Genomic DNA, 15,087 nt, shown 5'->3' with positions numbered 1-15,087 from the left:
CTGTTCCGCTAGGTCTTATAGTTGACTTAAATACTCGGGAATAGCATACTCGCCTTCATTCCGAACCTCCGCGGTACACGTCATGCGACTGACTACAAAAGGCCGATACGCTGTCACTGCCATGCTCGACCTGGCATTGCATGCGCAGCATGGGCCAGTGTCCCTGGCCGATATCTCCGAGCGGCAAGGGATTTCCCTTTCCTACCTCGAGCAACTGTTCGCCAAGCTGCGCCGCGGCAATCTGGTCTCCAGCGTGCGTGGGCCCGGCGGCGGTTATCAGCTGGCCCGTCAAATGCAGGGCATTCAGGTGGCGCAGGTGATCGACGCGGTCAACGAATCGGTTGACGCGACGCGCTGCCAGGGGCTCGGTGATTGCCATGCCGGTGACACCTGTCTGACCCACCACTTGTGGTGTGACCTCAGTCAGCAAATTCACGAGTTTCTAAGCGGTATCAGCTTGGCCGACCTCGTCACTCGCCGTGAAGTGCAAGAAGTCGCCCAACGTCAGGATCTGCGCCGTTGCGGTAGCAAGACGCAGCCACTGGACAAGATTGAAACATCCGCCGTTGAGTGAACGCAGATGAACGCGCGGCGCGCCTGCCCGATAGGAGATATTCAATGAAATTGCCAATTTACCTCGATTATTCCGCGACGACCCCGGTCGACCCGCGTGTTGCGCAGAAAATGAGCGACTGCCTTCTGGTTGATGGCAACTTCGGTAACCCGGCGTCGCGCTCCCACGTGTTTGGCTGGAAGGCCGAAGAAGCGGTCGAGAACGCCCGCCGTCAGGTTGCCGATCTGGTCAATGCCGACCCACGCGAAATCGTCTGGACTTCCGGTGCTACCGAGTCCAACAACCTCGCGATCAAAGGCGCTGCGCATTTCTATGCCTCCAAAGGCAAGCACCTGATCACCAGCAAAATCGAACACAAAGCCGTGCTCGACACCATGCGTCAGCTTGAGCGTGAAGGCTTTGAAGTCACCTACCTCGAACCGACCGAAGATGGCCTGATCACGCCGGCCATGATCGAAGCGGTCATGCGCGACGACACTGTTCTGGTCTCGATCATGCACGTCAACAACGAGATTGGTACGGTCAACGACATCGCTGCCATCGGCGAGATGACCCGCTCCCGCGGTGTGCTCTTCCACGTCGATGCAGCGCAGGCCACCGGCAAGGTTGAAATCAACCTGGCCAACCTCAAAGTTGATCTGATGTCGTTCTCGGCCCACAAGACCTACGGTCCGAAGGGTATTGGCGCATTGTGGGTCAGCCGCAAGCCACGTGTCCGCATCGAAGCCGAAATGCACGGTGGCGGTCACGAGCGTGGCATGCGTTCCGGTACGCTGGCGACGCACCAGATCGTCGGCATGGGCGAAGCGTTCCGTGTGGCCAAAGAAGACATGGCTGCAGAGAACGTTCGCATCAAAGCCTTGAGCGATCGCTTCTATCAGCAGGTTGCGCACCTGGAAGAGTTGTACATCAACGGCAGCATGACTGCCCGTGTGCCGCACAACCTCAACCTGAGCTTCAACTATGTAGAGGGCGAGTCGCTGATCATGGCGCTCAAGGACCTGGCGGTTTCGTCCGGCTCCGCGTGCACCTCGGCTTCCCTGGAGCCTTCCTACGTGCTGCGCGCCCTGGGCCGTAACGACGAGCTGGCACACAGCTCGATCCGTTTCACCTTCGGTCGCTTCACGACTGAAGAAGAAATTGACTACGCCGCGCAGAAAGTCTGCGAGGCAGTGACCAAGCTGCGCGCCTTGTCGCCGCTGTGGGACATGTTCAAAGACGGCGTCGACATCTCCAAGATCGAGTGGGCGGCGCATTAATTCAAAGTCGCCACACCTGCGGCACTTTGAAAACAGCTTCCGAGTGCCGCGAGAGCGACGTGTTGTAACTGATGAGGAATTGCACCATGGCTTACAGCGAAAAGGTCATTGACCACTACGAGAATCCCCGCAACGTCGGCAAGATGAACGCGGAAGACCCTGATGTCGGCACCGGCATGGTCGGCGCGCCGGCTTGCGGCGACGTTATGCGTCTGCAGATCAAGGTGAACGAGCAGGGCATCATTGAAGACGCCAAGTTCAAAACCTACGGCTGCGGCTCTGCCATCGCGTCGAGCTCCCTGGCCACCGAGTGGATGAAGGGCAAGACTCTGGATGAAGCAGAGACCATCAAAAATACTCAACTGGCTGAAGAACTGGCCCTGCCGCCAGTGAAAATCCACTGCTCCGTGCTCGCTGAAGACGCCATTAAGGCGGCCGTTCGCGACTACAAGCAGAAGAAAGGCCTGCTCTGAGCAGAGTCTGTTCCGCTGCGTTAAGCAACTTGCGTGAGGTAAGGAGTTCCGATGGCTATCAGCATGACCGAAGCGGCCGCCAACCATGTACGCCGCTCCCTCGATGGGCGCGGCAAGGGTGACGGCATTCGTCTGGGCGTTCGCACGACCGGTTGTTCCGGGCTTGCCTACGTGCTCGAGTTCGTCGATGAGCCGGAAAGCGAAGACACGGTGTTCGAGTATCACGGCGTCAAGGTGATCATCGATCCCAAGAGCCTGGTCTACCTTGACGGCACCGAGCTCGATTTCGTCAAGGAAGGGTTGAACGAAGGCTTCAAGTTCAACAATCCCAACTCGCGCGGTGAATGTGGCTGCGGCGAAAGCTTCAACGTCTGAGGCTTATTGTGGGTACTCCTTGTCACTTTGCTTTATTCGACCTGCAGCCGGGCTTCAATCTGGACCTCGACCTGTTGGCAACGCGTTACCGTGAGCTTGCCCGGAGCGTGCACCCCGACCGTTTTGCCGATGCCCCTGAGGCTGAGCAACGGGTTGCGCTGGAGCGCTCCGCCAGTCTGAACGACGCCTACCAAACGCTCAAGAATGCGCCGAAAAGGGCGCGTTACCTGTTGGCGCTAAAGGGCGAAGTTCCGCTGGAAGTCACTGTGCAGGATCCCGAGTTTCTGATGCAGCAGATGCAGTGGCGCGAAGAACTCGAAGATTTGCAGGACGACGCGGATCTGGCGGGTGTTGCGGTATTCAAACGCCGGCTGAAGGTTGCCCAGGAAGAACTGAACGAAAGCTTCGCGGCCTGTTGGGACGATGCTGCACAGCGTGATCAGGCTGAACGGCTGATGCGCCGCATGCAGTTCCTCGACAAGCTCTCCTACGAAGTGCGCCAGCTCGAAGAGCGCCTCGACGATTAACCCCGCGCCGTCCTTCTGGGGCGGCTCGCCAGTGATATCAGAAAAGCAATGGCTCTACTGCAGATCGCCGAACCCGGCCAAGCTCCAAAACCTCATCAGCGTCGCCTGGCTGTCGGGATTGACCTCGGCACCACCAATTCGCTGGTGGCTGCCCTGCGCAGCGGCATCAGTGAGCCGCTCCCCGACGCCAACGGTCAGGTCATCCTGCCGTCCGCCGTTCGCTATCACGCCGATCGTGTCGAAGTAGGCCAGTCTGCCAAGGGTGCGGCCGCGACAGATCCTCTGAATACCATTATTTCCGTCAAGCGCCTCATGGGGCGCGGGATCTCCGACGTGAAGCATTTGGGTGGGCAGTTGCCTTACCGCTTCACCGGTGGGGAATCCCACATGCCGTTCATTGAAACCGTGCAGGGCCCTAAGAGCCCGGTCGAAGTGTCGGCCGACATTCTCAAGGTGCTGCGCCAGCGCGCCGAAGAAACACTGGGTGGCGAACTGGTCGGTGCGGTCATCACCGTTCCCGCCTATTTCGATGACGCTCAGCGTCAGGCCACCAAAGACGCCGCGAAGCTGGCGGGTCTCACCGTCCTGCGCCTGCTCAACGAGCCCACTGCGGCTGCCGTGGCATACGGGCTGGACCAGAACGCAGAGGGCGTGGTCGCGATTTACGATCTGGGCGGCGGCACCTTCGACATCTCGATCCTGCGCCTCACCGGCGGCGTGTTTGAAGTCATGGCCACCGGTGGCGACAGCGCGCTGGGAGGTGATGATTTCGATCACGCCATCGCAACCTGGATCATTGCTGAAGCCGGCCTGTCCGACGACCTCGATCCTGCTGCCCAGCGCCGCTTGATGCAGGCGGCATGTGCGGCGAAGGAATCCCTGACTGACGCCGATTCGGTGGAAGTCGTCCATGGCGAATGGCAGGGCGTTCTGACCCGCGCCGCATTCGATGCCCTCATTGAGCCGATGATCGCCCGCAGTCTCAAAGCTTGCCGTCGTGCCGTTCGTGATTGCGGCATTGAGCTGGATGAAGTCGAAGCCGTGGTCATGGTGGGTGGTTCCACCCGCGTCCCGCGAGTGCGCGAAGCGGTGGCCGAACTGTTCGGCCGCCAGCCGTTGACCGAGATCGACCCCGATCAGGTAGTCGCCATCGGCGCTGCGATTCAGGCCGATATCCTGGCAGGTAACAAGCGCGATGGCGGCGAGCTGTTGCTGCTCGACGTGATCCCGTTGTCCCTGGGGCTGGAGACCATGGGCGGACTGATGGAGAAGGTCATTCCGCGCAACACCACGATCCCGGTGGCCCGCGCCCAGGAATTCACCACTTACAAAGACGGCCAGTCGGCCATGATGATCCACGTGCTGCAAGGCGAGCGTGAGCTGATCAGCGACTGCCGTTCTCTGGCGCGTTTCGACCTGCGCGGCATTCCCGCGATGGTCGCCGGCGCTGCGAAAATCCGAGTGACCTTCCAGGTCGACGCCGACGGCCTGCTCAGCGTGTCCGCCCGCGAGCTGGCGTCGGGCGTTGAGTCGAGCATTCAGGTCAAGCCTTCTTATGGCCTGACTGACGGTGAAATCACCCGCATGCTGAAGGATTCGTTCCAGTACGCCAGTGACGACATGGTGGCTCGCGCGCTGCGAGAGCAGCAGGTCGACGCGCAGCGTTTGCTCGAAGCGGTCGAAGGTGCGTTGCAGGCCGATGGCGAACGCTTGCTCGATGCCGAAGAGCGCATGGTGATCGACATGCAGATGGAAGAACTTCGTGAATTGATGAAGGGCGATGACGGTCCGGCCATCGAGCAGCAGACCAAGCGTCTGTCGCAGGTGACCGATGCGTTCGCCGCCCGCCGCCTGGACTCGACGGTGAAAGCCGCGCTGTCAGGGCGCAACCTGAATGAGATTGAGGAATAACTGATGCCGCAGGTTACATTTCTGCCACACGCCGAGCATTGCCCGGACGGGATGGTTGTCGAGGCCGAAGTCGGCAAGTCGATTCTGGAACTCGCCCACGACCACCACATCGAGATCGAAAGCGCATGCGGTGGCGTCTGCGCTTGCACCACCTGCCACTGCATCATTCGTGCGGGCTTCAACTCCCTCGAAGAAGCGGACGAGCTGGAAGAGGACTATCTTGACCGTGCGTGGGGGCTGGAAGCGCAGTCCCGTCTGGCCTGCCAGGCTAAGGTCGGCACCGAAGACCTGACCGTCGAGATTCCGAAATATTCGCTTAACCACGCTGCCGAAGCGCCGCACTGATCGAGAAGCTGTCATGAGTTACGGTTGGAATGACGTACAACGCATCGCTGAAGAACTCGCCGAGGCTCACCCCGGCGTTGACCCTTATTCGGTAGGGTTCACCAAGCTGCAACTGATGATCAAGCAGCTCCCGAATTTCGACGACACCTCTGGCCGCGTCGGCGAGAAAGTGCTCGAGGCGGTCCAGACGCTCTGGGCCGGCGAAATCGACTGATCAGATTTGCACGTTAGGCAATAACATCAAACCCGCGTATAATTCGCGGGTTTAATTTTTCGCAATAATCACTGCTTCTGGAGTTACACCATGGCTGTTCAACGTACTTTCTCGATCATCAAGCCTGATGCTGTTGCCAAAAACGTCATCGGCGAAATCACCACCCGTTTCGAAAAAGCCGGTCTGCGCGTTGTCGCTTCGAAACTGAAGCAACTGTCCAAGACCGAAGCAGAAGGTTTCTACGCTGAGCACAGCGCCCGTGGTTTCTTCGGTGATCTGGTTGCATTCATGATCTCCGGACCGGTTGTCGTGCAGGTTCTGGAAGGCGAAAACGCTATCGCTCTGAACCGCGAGCTGATGGGCGCTACCAACCCTAAAGAAGCTGCTTCCGGCACCATCCGCGCTGACTTCGCTGATTCCATCGACGCCAACGCTGTTCACGGCTCCGACTCCGAAGCCGCTGCTGCTCGTGAAATCTCGTACTTCTTCGCTGCTACCGAGGTAACCACTCGCTAAGCTATTGCTGCGAGTGAGGGTGAATCCATGACTGAATCAACTGGCAAAATCAACCTGTTGGGTCTGACCCGGCTGGAAATGGAAAAATTCTTCGAGTCTATCGGGGAGAAACGCTTCCGTGCCGGTCAGGTCATGAAGTGGATTCACCACTTTGGCGTCGATAACTTCGACGCCATGACGAATGTCGGCAAGGCCCTGCGCGAAAAGCTGCAGAGCCGTGCCGAAATTCGCGGTCCTGAAGTCGTCAGCGAGGACATCTCCACCGACGGCACCCGTAAATGGGTCGTCCGTGTCGAGTCCGGCAGCTGCGTCGAGACCGTCTATATTCCGCAAGGCAAACGCGGCACGCTGTGTGTCTCGTCGCAGGCGGGCTGTGCGCTGGACTGCAGTTTCTGCTCCACCGGCAAACAAGGCTTCAACAGCAACCTCACCGCCGCCGAAGTCATTGGCCAGGTGTGGATTGCCAACAAATCTTTCGGCAGTGTCCCGGCTACCGTCGACCGCGCCATCACCAACGTGGTGATGATGGGGATGGGCGAGCCATTGCTGAACTTCGACAATGTCATTGCCGCCATGCATCTGATGATGGATGACCTGGGGTATGGCATTTCCAAGCGCCGCGTGACGCTGTCCACCTCCGGCGTGGTGCCAATGATCGATGAGCTGTCCAAGCACATCGACGTTTCGCTGGCCCTTTCGTTGCACGCGCCCAATGACGCGCTGCGAAACCAGCTGGTGCCGATCAATAAAAAATACCCTCTGAAGATGCTCCTCGAGTCCTGCCGCAACTACATGGCTGCGCTGGGCGAAAAGCGCGTGCTGACCATCGAGTACACGCTGCTCAAGGACATCAACGACAGGCCTGAGCACGCGATCGAGATGATCGAGCTGCTCAAGGACACGCCGTGCAAGGTCAACCTGATCCCGTTCAACCCGTTTCCGCATTCGGGCTACGAACGCCCCAGCAACAACGCAATCCGTCGTTTCCAGGATCTGCTGCATCAAGCCGGCTTCAACGTCACCGTGCGTACCACGCGCGGTGAGGACATCGATGCTGCCTGCGGCCAGTTGGTCGGGCAGGTCATGGACCGCACCCGTCGCAGCGAGCGCTATATCGCTGTGCGGGAGCTCAGTGCCGATGCCGACGTGGTGCAGGTCGCTTCCGCTCGCAATTGAATGCGAATTTGACTGAGAGGATCTCTATGTCCCTGCGCGTTGCGCTGCTGCTCTGTTTTGCCACGCTGCTGGTCGGTTGTGTGTCTACCGGCAACGTCGATCCGCTGAGTACCAGCAAGGGGCGTGAGGAAGCTCGTCAGGCTTACGTGCAATTGGGTTTGGGCTATCTTCAGCAAGGCCAGATGGAGCGTGCGAAGGCGCCTCTGAAAAAAGCGCTTGAGCTGAACGGCTCTGATGCGGATGCCAATGCTGCGCTGGCGCTGGTGTTCCAGGCCGAGATGGAACCGGAACTGGCGAACCAGTATTACGAAAAAGCGTTGTCGGCACGTTCCAAAGACGCGCGAATCCTCAACAATTACGGCAGCTTTCTTTACCAGCAGAAACGTTACAAGGAAGCCTACGAGCGCTTCGAGCAGGCCGCCGAGGATAATCTCTACGCCGAGCGCGCCCGAGTGTTCGAAAACCTCGGCATGACGGCTGTGATGCTTGGGGATCGCGACACCGCCCGTGAGCATTTCGACAAAGCCCTGCGCCTCGATCGTCAGCAGCCACGCGCGTTGCTGGAAATGGCTGAGTTGTCGTACGAAGACAGGCATTATGTGCCGGCACGCGATTACTACGAGCGTTTCAGCCAGTTGAGCGAGCAGAATGCGCGGAGCCTGTTGCTCGGCACGCGGCTGGCGAAGGTGTTTGATGATCGCAACAAGGCAGCCAGCTATGGGCTGCTTCTAAAAAGACTCTATCCCGGTACGCCGGAATATCAGCAATACCTGTCGGAGCAATGATGAAAGCGGCGCATCCCGAAGTTGTAGCAGCCACTCGCACGAACCCAGGCGAAACATTGCGACAGGCCCGCGAGAGCAAGAACTGGTCGCTGCCAGATGTGGCGTTGAGGCTCAACCTCACCGTGACTTCCCTGACTCATCTGGAAGCGGGCGATTTCGACAAGCTCCCCGGCCATACCTTCGCCCGCGGCTATGTCCGCGCGTACGCCAAGCTGCTTGACCTTGATCAAGCTGCATTGGTCAATGCGTTCGATCAGTACACGGGCACCGACGGCAAGGGCAGCAGCGTTCATGCGCTGGGCCGAATCGAAGAGCCCGTACGCCTGTCTCACAATATTCTGCGCATCGTCAGCCTTTTGCTGCTCATCGCATTGATCGGCGGCGGCTTCGTGTGGTGGCAGGATCAAGCGACGCTGCGCGGCAAGGAACCGACCAATCTGGGCATGGAGCATGTCGAAGTCGAAAGCGCCGACGGCACCACCCAGATCCATCCGCTCGACGAGCCGGAAGATCAAGCTGTCGCTCAAGGCCAGACCGCGTTGCCGTTGAACAACGCCGAGCCTGCGTCCGCGCCTGAAGCCCCTGCTGCATCCAGCAGTGCATCCACCAACACGGGCACGGTCACAGGCGCTGCTGTTCCACACAGCACATCGACTACCGCGCCGGTAGCACCTGCACATACCACGTCGACCCCAACCGCGCCGGTCACCACCGTGGCGCCAACGCCTTCGACCACCGCACCCGTCAATACCGCAACGAGTGCAGCGGCTGACGCAGCGCCCGTACCGGCAGGTGCCGGCCGCGTTCAGGTTCAGTTTGTCAACGATTGCTGGACCCAGGTCACCGATGGCAACGGCAAAGTGCTGATGAGCGGACTCAAGAAAAAAGGCGACAGCCTCGACGTCAATGGCAAGCCGCCGCTGACCCTGCGCCTGGGCTTTGCTCGCGGCGCGCAAGTGAGCTACAACGGTCAGCCGGTTGATGTGGCACCTTTCACCAGTGGCGAAACTGCTCGCCTGAAGCTAGGGCAATAAGTCATGCACGGCGAATCTCCGATCAAACGTCGCGAATCTCGTAAAATCTGGGTCGGCTCGGTGCCGGTCGGTGGCGATGCCCCGATCGCAGTGCAGAGCATGACCAACAGCGACACCAATGACGTCGCGGCTACCGTGGCACAGATCAACCGTCTGGAAGCCGCCGGCGTGGACATCGTTCGCGTCTCGGTGCCGGACATGGACGCTGCCGAGGCCTTCGGCCGCATCAAGCAGTTGGTCAAGGTCCCGCTGGTCGCTGACATTCATTTCGATTATCGAATCGCCCTGCGCGTGGCCGAGTTGGGCGTCGATTGCCTGCGGATCAACCCGGGCAACATCGGCCGTGAAGACCGCGTCCGCGCGGTGGTCGAGGCGGCCCGTGATCGCGGCATTCCGATCCGCATCGGCGTCAATGCCGGTTCGCTGGAAAAAGACCTGCAGAAGAAGTACGGCGAGCCAACGCCCGCTGCCCTGGTCGAGTCCGCGCTGCGGCACGTCGAGCATCTGGACCGTCTGGATTTCCAGGACTTCAAGGTCAGCGTCAAGGCCTCAGATGTGTTCATGGCGGTCGAGGCGTATCGCCTCCTTGCCAAACAAATCATCCAGCCGTTGCACCTGGGCATCACTGAAGCGGGCGGTTTGCGCTCAGGCACAGTGAAATCGGCCGTCGGCCTAGGTATGCTGCTCGCCGAAGGGATCGGCGATACCATTCGGATTTCCCTGGCTGCCGATCCTGTTGAAGAAGTGAAGGTCGGTTACGACATCCTCAAGTCGCTGCGCCTGCGTTCCCGTGGCATCAACTTCATCGCCTGCCCGAGTTGCTCGCGGCAGAATTTCGATGTGGTTAAAACCATGAACGAGCTGGAAGGGCGCCTTGAAGATTTGCTGGTCCCGCTGGACGTCGCGGTAATCGGTTGCGTGGTGAACGGTCCCGGCGAGGCGAAAGAAGCCCATGTCGGTCTGACCGGAGGCACGCCGAACCTGATCTACATCGATGGCAAGCCTGCGCAAAAGCTGACAAATGACAATCTGGTGGAACAGCTTGAACGCTTGATCCGTCAGAGAGCGGCCGAAAAGGTCGAGGCCGACGCAGCGCTGATCGCGCGCGGCTAACCCAGTTTCCAAGGAATATTTGTGAGTAAGTCTCTGCAAGCCATTCGTGGCATGAACGACATCCTGCCGGATCAGACGCCGCTGTGGCGCTACTTCGAGGGCACGGTCTCGCGTTTGCTGGATAACTACGGTTATCGCCAGATCCGCATGCCGATCGTCGAGTTCACCGACCTGTTCAAACGCTCCATCGGCGAAGTCACGGACATCGTCGAGAAAGAGATGTACACCTTCGCTGACCGCAATGGCGATTCGCTGACCCTGCGCCCTGAAGGCACGGCGGCCTGCGTACGCGCGGTTCTCGAGCACGGCATCACCGGTGGCGGTCAGGTGCAGAAACTCTGGTACATCGGCCCGATGTTTCGCCACGAGCGTCCGCAAAAAGGCCGTTATCGTCAGTTTCACCAGATCGGTGTCGAGGTGTTCAACCTTGATGGTCCGGACATCGACGCCGAGCTGATCGTCCTGACCTGGCGTCTGTGGGGCCTGCTGGGTATTCGCAATGCCGTCAAACTGGAACTCAACAGCCTGGGCACCAGTGAAGCCCGCGGCCGTTATCGTGAAGCGCTGGTCGAGTATCTCTCGGCGCGTCACGAGCAACTGGACGAAGACAGTCAGCGCCGTCTGAAGAGCAATCCGCTGCGCGTGCTTGATACCAAACACCCTGAAACCCAGGCGGTGCTGGTTGATGCACCCAAGCTGGCAGATTACCTGGACGACGAATCCCGGGTTCACTTCGAAGGCCTGAAGGCGCGTCTCGACGCGGCGGGCATTCCGTACGTGATCAACCCGAAGCTGGTCCGTGGCCTGGATTACTACAGCAAAACCGTATTCGAGTGGGTCACTGACCAGCTCGGCGCTCAGGGGACTGTCTGCGCGGGTGGCCGTTACGACGGTCTGGTCGAGCAGATGGGCGGCAAACCGACGTCAGGCGTAGGCTTTGCCATGGGCATCGAACGTCTGGTGCTGCTGCTGGAAACCCTCGAGCAGATTCCCGAAGAGATCGCCCGTACGGTCGACGTTTACGTTTGCGCATTCGGCGAGGCCGGCGAGCTGGCAGCGCTGACCCTGTCCGAGCGCTTGCGCGATCAGGCGCCAAATCTGCGTCTGCAAGTCAATGCCGGGGCTGGCAGCTTCAAGAGCCAGTTCAAGAAGGCCGACAAGAGCGGTGCGCTGTACGCGCTGATCCTTGGCGACGAAGAGCTGGCGCGCAAGGAAGTGGGCGTCAAGCCGCTGCGTGGTCAGGGCGAACAACAAAATATTGCCTGGGATGCTCTGTCCGAGCACCTGGCCACCTGCATTTCGCAGGGTTGAAGCAGATAAAAGCCGATTTAGCGAATAGGAGTATTGGGGTGTCGAGTACCGATGATGATGAGCTGGTTGCCGTAAAGGACTGGTGGCAGCGTAACGGCAAGCCTCTGCTGACCGGCGGCCTGCTCGCGGTGATCGTGGTGTTGGGCTGGCAAGGCTGGCAGCGCTATCAGAACAACCAGGCGCAGGGTGGTTCGGCGCTGTACCAGCAATTGCTGGAAACCGCACTGACGCCAAGCGGCCAGGCTGATGCAGGCCGTGTTGCCGAGATCGCCGGCAAGCTGAAGAGCGAATTTGGCGGCACTGCATACGCTCAGTACGGCAGCCTGTTCGTGGCCAAAGTGGCTGTGGACACCGGCAAGCTGGATGACGCTGCGAACGAGCTGAAATCCGTGACCGACAAGCCGGCCAACGCGACCCTGGGTGAAATCGCCCGTCAGCGTCTGGCTCGTGTCCTCGCTGCACAGAACAAGGCCGAAGACGCGCTGAAGCTGCTCGACGGTCAGGCCGACCAGTCTTTCGCGGCCAGCCGTGAAGAGCTGCGTGGCGACCTGCTGGTTCAGCTGGGTCGCACCGATGACGCTTATGCTGCATACAAAAAGGCCAAGGCGGCGCTTTCCGAAGAAGCGGCTGTTGGCGGTCTGCAAATGAAGCTCGACGATCTGGCGAAAGGGGATGCGTGACGTGATTCGTTGGAAACATGCAGCATTGCTGGCTCTGGCCATTCTGGCCGCGGGTTGCAGCAGCAACAGCAAAAAAGAGCTGCCACCGGCAGAACTCGTCGACTTCAAGCAAGAAGTGACCCTGCAGAAGTTGTGGAGCCGTTCCGTCGGTGACGGTCAGGGCGACATCTACAACATGCTGGTTCCGGCCATCGACGGCGAGAACATCTACGCTGCCGATGCGAACGGCCTGGTCATGGCGATCAACCGCAGCAACGGCGACGTGGTCTGGAAAAAAGAGCTTGAGCAACCGGTATCCGGCGCCGTCGGCGTAGGTTTCGGTCTGGTCATGCTGGGCACGTTGCGCGGCGAAGTCATCGTCCTCGACGAAGCCACTGGCGAGCAGAAGTGGAAAGCCAAGGCGACCAGCGAAGTGCTGTCCGCTCCGGCCACCAACGGCAGTGTCGTGGTTGCCCAGACTCAGGATGACCGGGTTATCGGTTATGACGCCATCACTGGTGATCAGCGCTGGATCTACGAGAGCAGTCCTGCGGTTCTGACATTGCGGGGCACCGGCGCACCGATTGCCACCAGTTCGTTGGCCATCGCTGGGCTGTCGACCGGCAAGGTTGTGGCGCTGGACATCAACAACGGCGTCCCGGCCTGGGAGCAGCGCGTTGCCGTTCCGACAGGTCGTTCCGAGCTGGATCGCGTGGTCGACATCGACGGCGGTTTGCTGCTTTCCGGCAACACGCTGTATGTCGCGACCTATCAGGGCCGCGTAGCCGGCCTGGAACTGCAGAGCGGTCGTGTGCTGTGGCAGCGTGATGCCTCGAGTTATTCGGGTGTGGCGCAGGGCTTCGGCAGCGTTTACGTTTCGCTTGCCAACGGCACCGTGGAAGGCATCGATGAGCGCTCTTCCACCGGTCTGTGGAGCAACGACTCGCTGGCCCGTCGCCAACTCGGCGCGCCGGAAGTGTTCTCCAGCTACGTCGCGGTCGGTGACATGGAAGGCTATCTGCACCTGCTGAGCCAGGTCGATGGCCATTTCGTCGCCCGTGAAAAGATCGACAGCGATGGCCTGCGTGCTCGCCCGCTGGTCTCCGGCAGCACCATTTACGTCTTCGGCAACAGCGGCAAGCTGGAAGCGCTGACGATCAAGTAGTGGCTGTCTATGCTTGAGGCGGTCGAGTATCGGCTTCTTCAGGCGGCCCCGCTTCCATGGGGCCTGCGGCGCTTCGGCGTCGCTCCGAACTCCGGCCGCTGCCTTGCAGCGGCTTTTGTATTTTCTGAAATAACGAAGTGGAGAGCCGCATGGTTCCCGTAATCGCCCTGGTGGGTCGACCGAACGTCGGCAAGTCCACCTTGTTCAACCGCCTGACCAGGACTCGTGACGCCATCGTCGGCGACTTGTCCGGTCTGACCCGTGATCGCCAATACGGTGAGGCCAAGTGGCAAGGGCGCTCCTACATCCTGATCGACACCGGCGGTATCTCCGGTGACGAACACGGCATGGACGAAAAAATGGCCGAGCAGTCGCTGCTGGCCATCGAAGAGGCCGATGTCGTGTTGTTCCTCGTTGACGCCAAAGCAGGCTTCACGGCCGCCGACCAGATGATTGGCGAGCACCTGCGCAAGCGCAACAAGACGTCCTACGTCGTCGCCAACAAGGTCGACAACATCGACCCTGACATGGCCCGCGCCGAGTTCGCACCGCTGGGCATGGGTGACGCGATTCCGGTCGCCGGCGCTCACGGTCGAGGCATCACGCAGATGCTCGAGATCGCCCTGCGCGATTTCCCGAAAGACGCTGACGAAGTCGAAGAAGGCGAAGAAGAGGAAGTCGTCGCCGAAGGTCAGGAAGCCAAGCGCATTCCCGGCCCGAGTGAGAAGGACGGCATCAAGATCGCGATCATCGGCCGCCCTAACGTCGGCAAGTCGACGCTGGTCAACCGGATGCTCGGTGAAGACCGGGTCATCGTCTACGACGAGCCGGGCACTACCCGCGACAGCATTTACATCCCGTTCGAACGCAACGAAGAAAAGTACACGCTGATCGACACCGCCGGTGTCCGCAAGCGCGGCAAGATCCACGAAGAAGTCGAAAAGTTCTCCGTGGTGAAAACCCTGCAGGCAATCAAAGACGCCAACGTGGTGATCTTCGTGATGGACGCCCGCGAAGGCGTCGTCGACCACGACCTCAACCTGCTGGGCTTTGCCCTTGAATCCGGTCGGGCCCTGGTCATCGCGCTGAACAAGTGGGATGGCATGGTGCCGAGCGAGCGCGACTACGTGAAGGTTGAGCTGGAGCGCCGGTTGTTCTTCGTCGACTTCGCCGACATCCACTTCATCTCGGCGCTGCACGGCACCGGCGTGGGTAACCTGTATCAGTCGGTGCAGAACTCGTTCAAATCCGCTGTGACCCGTTGGCCGACCAGCCGTTTGACCCAGATTCTGGAAGACGCAGTCAGCGAGCACGCACCGCCGATGGTGGGCAGCCGCCGCATCAAGCTGCGTTACGCTCACTTGGGTGGCGCAAACCCGCCGTTGATCGTGATCCACGGCAACCAGGTCGAGAAAGTGCCGAAGTCGTACGTCCGGTATCTCGAGAACACCTATCGCCGCGTGCTCAAGCTGGTCGGTACGCCGATCCGCATCGAGTTCAAGGGCGGCGAGAACCCGTATGAAGGCAACAAGAACACGCTGACCGACCGCCAGGTCAACAAGAAGCGTCGGATGATGTCGCACCACAAGAAGGCCGACAAGAAGCGCCGCGACAAGCGCTGATCGTGTAGAGGTCTTTCTCGGAAAAGGC

Annotated in this window: 17 protein-coding genes; all 17 read left to right on the top strand. The window is 60.0% G+C overall.

All coding sequences use genetic code 11. The features are described 5' to 3' along the window. The first annotated feature begins 82 nt into the window (after positions 1 to 82). The 17 genes from iscR to der all read left to right on the top strand — a co-directional run bounded on the left by iscR (position 83) and on the right by der (position 15,059). The gene (gene iscR, locus BBI10_RS16165; RefSeq protein ID WP_065990026.1) at positions 83 to 574 is read left to right on the top strand and encodes a Fe-S cluster assembly transcriptional regulator IscR; all 492 of its coding nucleotides are present in this window, start codon (positions 83 to 85) and stop codon (positions 572 to 574) included. A gap of 44 nt (positions 575 to 618) precedes the next feature. Next, positions 619 to 1,833 carry an IscS subfamily cysteine desulfurase gene (locus BBI10_RS16160; protein ID WP_065990024.1) on the top strand — a complete coding sequence of 405 codons (1,215 nt, stop codon included), beginning with the start codon at positions 619 to 621 and terminating at the stop codon, positions 1,831 to 1,833. A gap of 86 nt (positions 1,834 to 1,919) precedes the next feature. After that, positions 1,920 to 2,306 carry a Fe-S cluster assembly scaffold IscU gene (gene iscU / locus BBI10_RS16155; RefSeq protein ID WP_062383507.1) on the top strand — a complete coding sequence of 129 codons (387 nt, stop codon included), beginning with the start codon at positions 1,920 to 1,922 and terminating at the stop codon, positions 2,304 to 2,306. A gap of 51 nt (positions 2,307 to 2,357) precedes the next feature. Then, positions 2,358 to 2,681, top strand: coding sequence for an iron-sulfur cluster assembly protein IscA (iscA, locus tag BBI10_RS16150; RefSeq protein WP_065990022.1), 324 nt, complete (start codon positions 2,358 to 2,360; stop codon positions 2,679 to 2,681). A gap of 8 nt (positions 2,682 to 2,689) precedes the next feature. Next, entirely contained in the window at positions 2,690 to 3,208 is a 519-nt protein-coding gene (gene hscB / locus BBI10_RS16145; protein WP_065990020.1) for a co-chaperone HscB, read from the top strand. A 48-nt stretch (positions 3,209 to 3,256) separates the two neighbouring features. After that, positions 3,257 to 5,119: a Fe-S protein assembly chaperone HscA gene (gene hscA / locus BBI10_RS16140; RefSeq protein WP_065990019.1), complete on the top strand. Its 1,863-nt coding sequence runs from the start codon at positions 3,257 to 3,259 to the stop codon at positions 5,117 to 5,119. A gap of 3 nt (positions 5,120 to 5,122) precedes the next feature. After that, the gene (fdx, locus tag BBI10_RS16135; protein WP_065990018.1) at positions 5,123 to 5,464 is read left to right on the top strand and encodes an ISC system 2Fe-2S type ferredoxin; all 342 of its coding nucleotides are present in this window, start codon (positions 5,123 to 5,125) and stop codon (positions 5,462 to 5,464) included. Between the two features lie 13 nt (positions 5,465 to 5,477). Continuing rightward, a complete protein-coding gene (iscX, locus tag BBI10_RS16130) occupies positions 5,478 to 5,678 on the top strand; it encodes a Fe-S cluster assembly protein IscX (RefSeq protein WP_065990017.1) in 201 nt (66 codons plus the stop codon). A gap of 90 nt (positions 5,679 to 5,768) precedes the next feature. Next, positions 5,769 to 6,194, top strand: coding sequence for a nucleoside-diphosphate kinase (gene ndk, locus BBI10_RS16125; protein WP_065990015.1), 426 nt, complete (start codon positions 5,769 to 5,771; stop codon positions 6,192 to 6,194). A gap of 27 nt (positions 6,195 to 6,221) precedes the next feature. Continuing rightward, positions 6,222 to 7,370 carry a 23S rRNA (adenine(2503)-C(2))-methyltransferase RlmN gene (gene rlmN / locus BBI10_RS16120; RefSeq protein WP_065990013.1) on the top strand — a complete coding sequence of 383 codons (1,149 nt, stop codon included), beginning with the start codon at positions 6,222 to 6,224 and terminating at the stop codon, positions 7,368 to 7,370. A 26-nt stretch (positions 7,371 to 7,396) separates the two neighbouring features. Then, positions 7,397 to 8,155 (top strand): type IV pilus biogenesis/stability protein PilW, encoded by a 759-nt coding sequence (pilW, locus tag BBI10_RS16115; RefSeq protein WP_065990012.1) that lies wholly within the window; start codon positions 7,397 to 7,399, stop codon positions 8,153 to 8,155. Next, complete coding sequence (locus BBI10_RS16110; protein WP_065990010.1) at positions 8,155 to 9,189, top strand: RodZ domain-containing protein; 1,035 nt, start codon at positions 8,155 to 8,157, stop codon at positions 9,187 to 9,189. Before pilW ends, BBI10_RS16110 begins: the two co-directional genes overlap by 1 nt. 3 nt (positions 9,190 to 9,192) lie before the next feature. Next, the gene (gene ispG, locus BBI10_RS16105) at positions 9,193 to 10,302 is read left to right on the top strand and encodes a flavodoxin-dependent (E)-4-hydroxy-3-methylbut-2-enyl-diphosphate synthase (protein ID WP_065990008.1); all 1,110 of its coding nucleotides are present in this window, start codon (positions 9,193 to 9,195) and stop codon (positions 10,300 to 10,302) included. A gap of 21 nt (positions 10,303 to 10,323) precedes the next feature. After that, positions 10,324 to 11,613, top strand: a complete 1,290-nt coding sequence (gene hisS, locus BBI10_RS16100) for a histidine--tRNA ligase (RefSeq protein WP_065990006.1) — start codon at positions 10,324 to 10,326, stop codon at positions 11,611 to 11,613. 38 nt (positions 11,614 to 11,651) lie between these two features. Continuing rightward, positions 11,652 to 12,293, top strand: a complete 642-nt coding sequence (locus tag BBI10_RS16095) for a tetratricopeptide repeat protein (RefSeq protein ID WP_065990005.1) — start codon at positions 11,652 to 11,654, stop codon at positions 12,291 to 12,293. Next, positions 12,286 to 13,437, top strand: a complete 1,152-nt coding sequence (bamB, locus tag BBI10_RS16090; RefSeq protein WP_065990004.1) for an outer membrane protein assembly factor BamB — start codon at positions 12,286 to 12,288, stop codon at positions 13,435 to 13,437. The genes BBI10_RS16095 and bamB overlap by 8 nt, the downstream gene beginning before the upstream one ends. Before the next feature lie 149 nt (positions 13,438 to 13,586). Beyond that, positions 13,587 to 15,059: a ribosome biogenesis GTPase Der gene (gene der, locus BBI10_RS16085; protein ID WP_065990003.1), complete on the top strand. Its 1,473-nt coding sequence runs from the start codon at positions 13,587 to 13,589 to the stop codon at positions 15,057 to 15,059. The last annotated feature ends 28 nt before the right edge of the window (positions 15,060 to 15,087 follow it).

The organism is Pseudomonas graminis (assembly GCF_001705435.1).
In the GTDB taxonomy this organism is placed as follows: Bacteria; Pseudomonadota; Gammaproteobacteria; order Pseudomonadales; family Pseudomonadaceae; genus Aquipseudomonas; species Aquipseudomonas graminis_B.
Note: the sequence above shows the minus strand (reverse complement) of the source record. Positions and strands in the feature narration are given on the sequence as shown.

Excerpts from the sequence above, each read along its gene's own strand:
- BBI10_RS16110 (WP_065990010.1), top strand. The coding sequence starts at position 8,155 with ATGAAAGCGGCGCATCCCGAAGTTGTAGCAGCCACTCGCACGAACCCA.
- bamB (WP_065990004.1), top strand. The coding sequence starts at position 12,286 with ATGCGTGACGTGATTCGTTGGAAACATGCAGCATTGCTGGCTCTGGCC.
- der (WP_065990003.1), top strand. The coding sequence starts at position 13,587 with ATGGTTCCCGTAATCGCCCTGGTGGGTCGACCGAACGTCGGCAAGTCC.
- iscA (WP_065990022.1), top strand. The coding sequence starts at position 2,358 with ATGGCTATCAGCATGACCGAAGCGGCCGCCAACCATGTACGCCGCTCC.
- ispG (WP_065990008.1), top strand. The coding sequence starts at position 9,193 with ATGCACGGCGAATCTCCGATCAAACGTCGCGAATCTCGTAAAATCTGG.
- hscA (WP_065990019.1), top strand. The coding sequence starts at position 3,257 with ATGGCTCTACTGCAGATCGCCGAACCCGGCCAAGCTCCAAAACCTCAT.
- rlmN (WP_065990013.1), top strand. The coding sequence starts at position 6,222 with ATGACTGAATCAACTGGCAAAATCAACCTGTTGGGTCTGACCCGGCTG.
- iscX (WP_065990017.1), top strand. The coding sequence starts at position 5,478 with ATGAGTTACGGTTGGAATGACGTACAACGCATCGCTGAAGAACTCGCC.
- BBI10_RS16160 (WP_065990024.1), top strand. The coding sequence starts at position 619 with ATGAAATTGCCAATTTACCTCGATTATTCCGCGACGACCCCGGTCGAC.
- iscR (WP_065990026.1), top strand. The coding sequence starts at position 83 with ATGCGACTGACTACAAAAGGCCGATACGCTGTCACTGCCATGCTCGAC.
- fdx (WP_065990018.1), top strand. The coding sequence starts at position 5,123 with ATGCCGCAGGTTACATTTCTGCCACACGCCGAGCATTGCCCGGACGGG.
- iscU (WP_062383507.1), top strand. The coding sequence starts at position 1,920 with ATGGCTTACAGCGAAAAGGTCATTGACCACTACGAGAATCCCCGCAAC.
- ndk (WP_065990015.1), top strand. The coding sequence starts at position 5,769 with ATGGCTGTTCAACGTACTTTCTCGATCATCAAGCCTGATGCTGTTGCC.
- pilW (WP_065990012.1), top strand. The coding sequence starts at position 7,397 with ATGTCCCTGCGCGTTGCGCTGCTGCTCTGTTTTGCCACGCTGCTGGTC.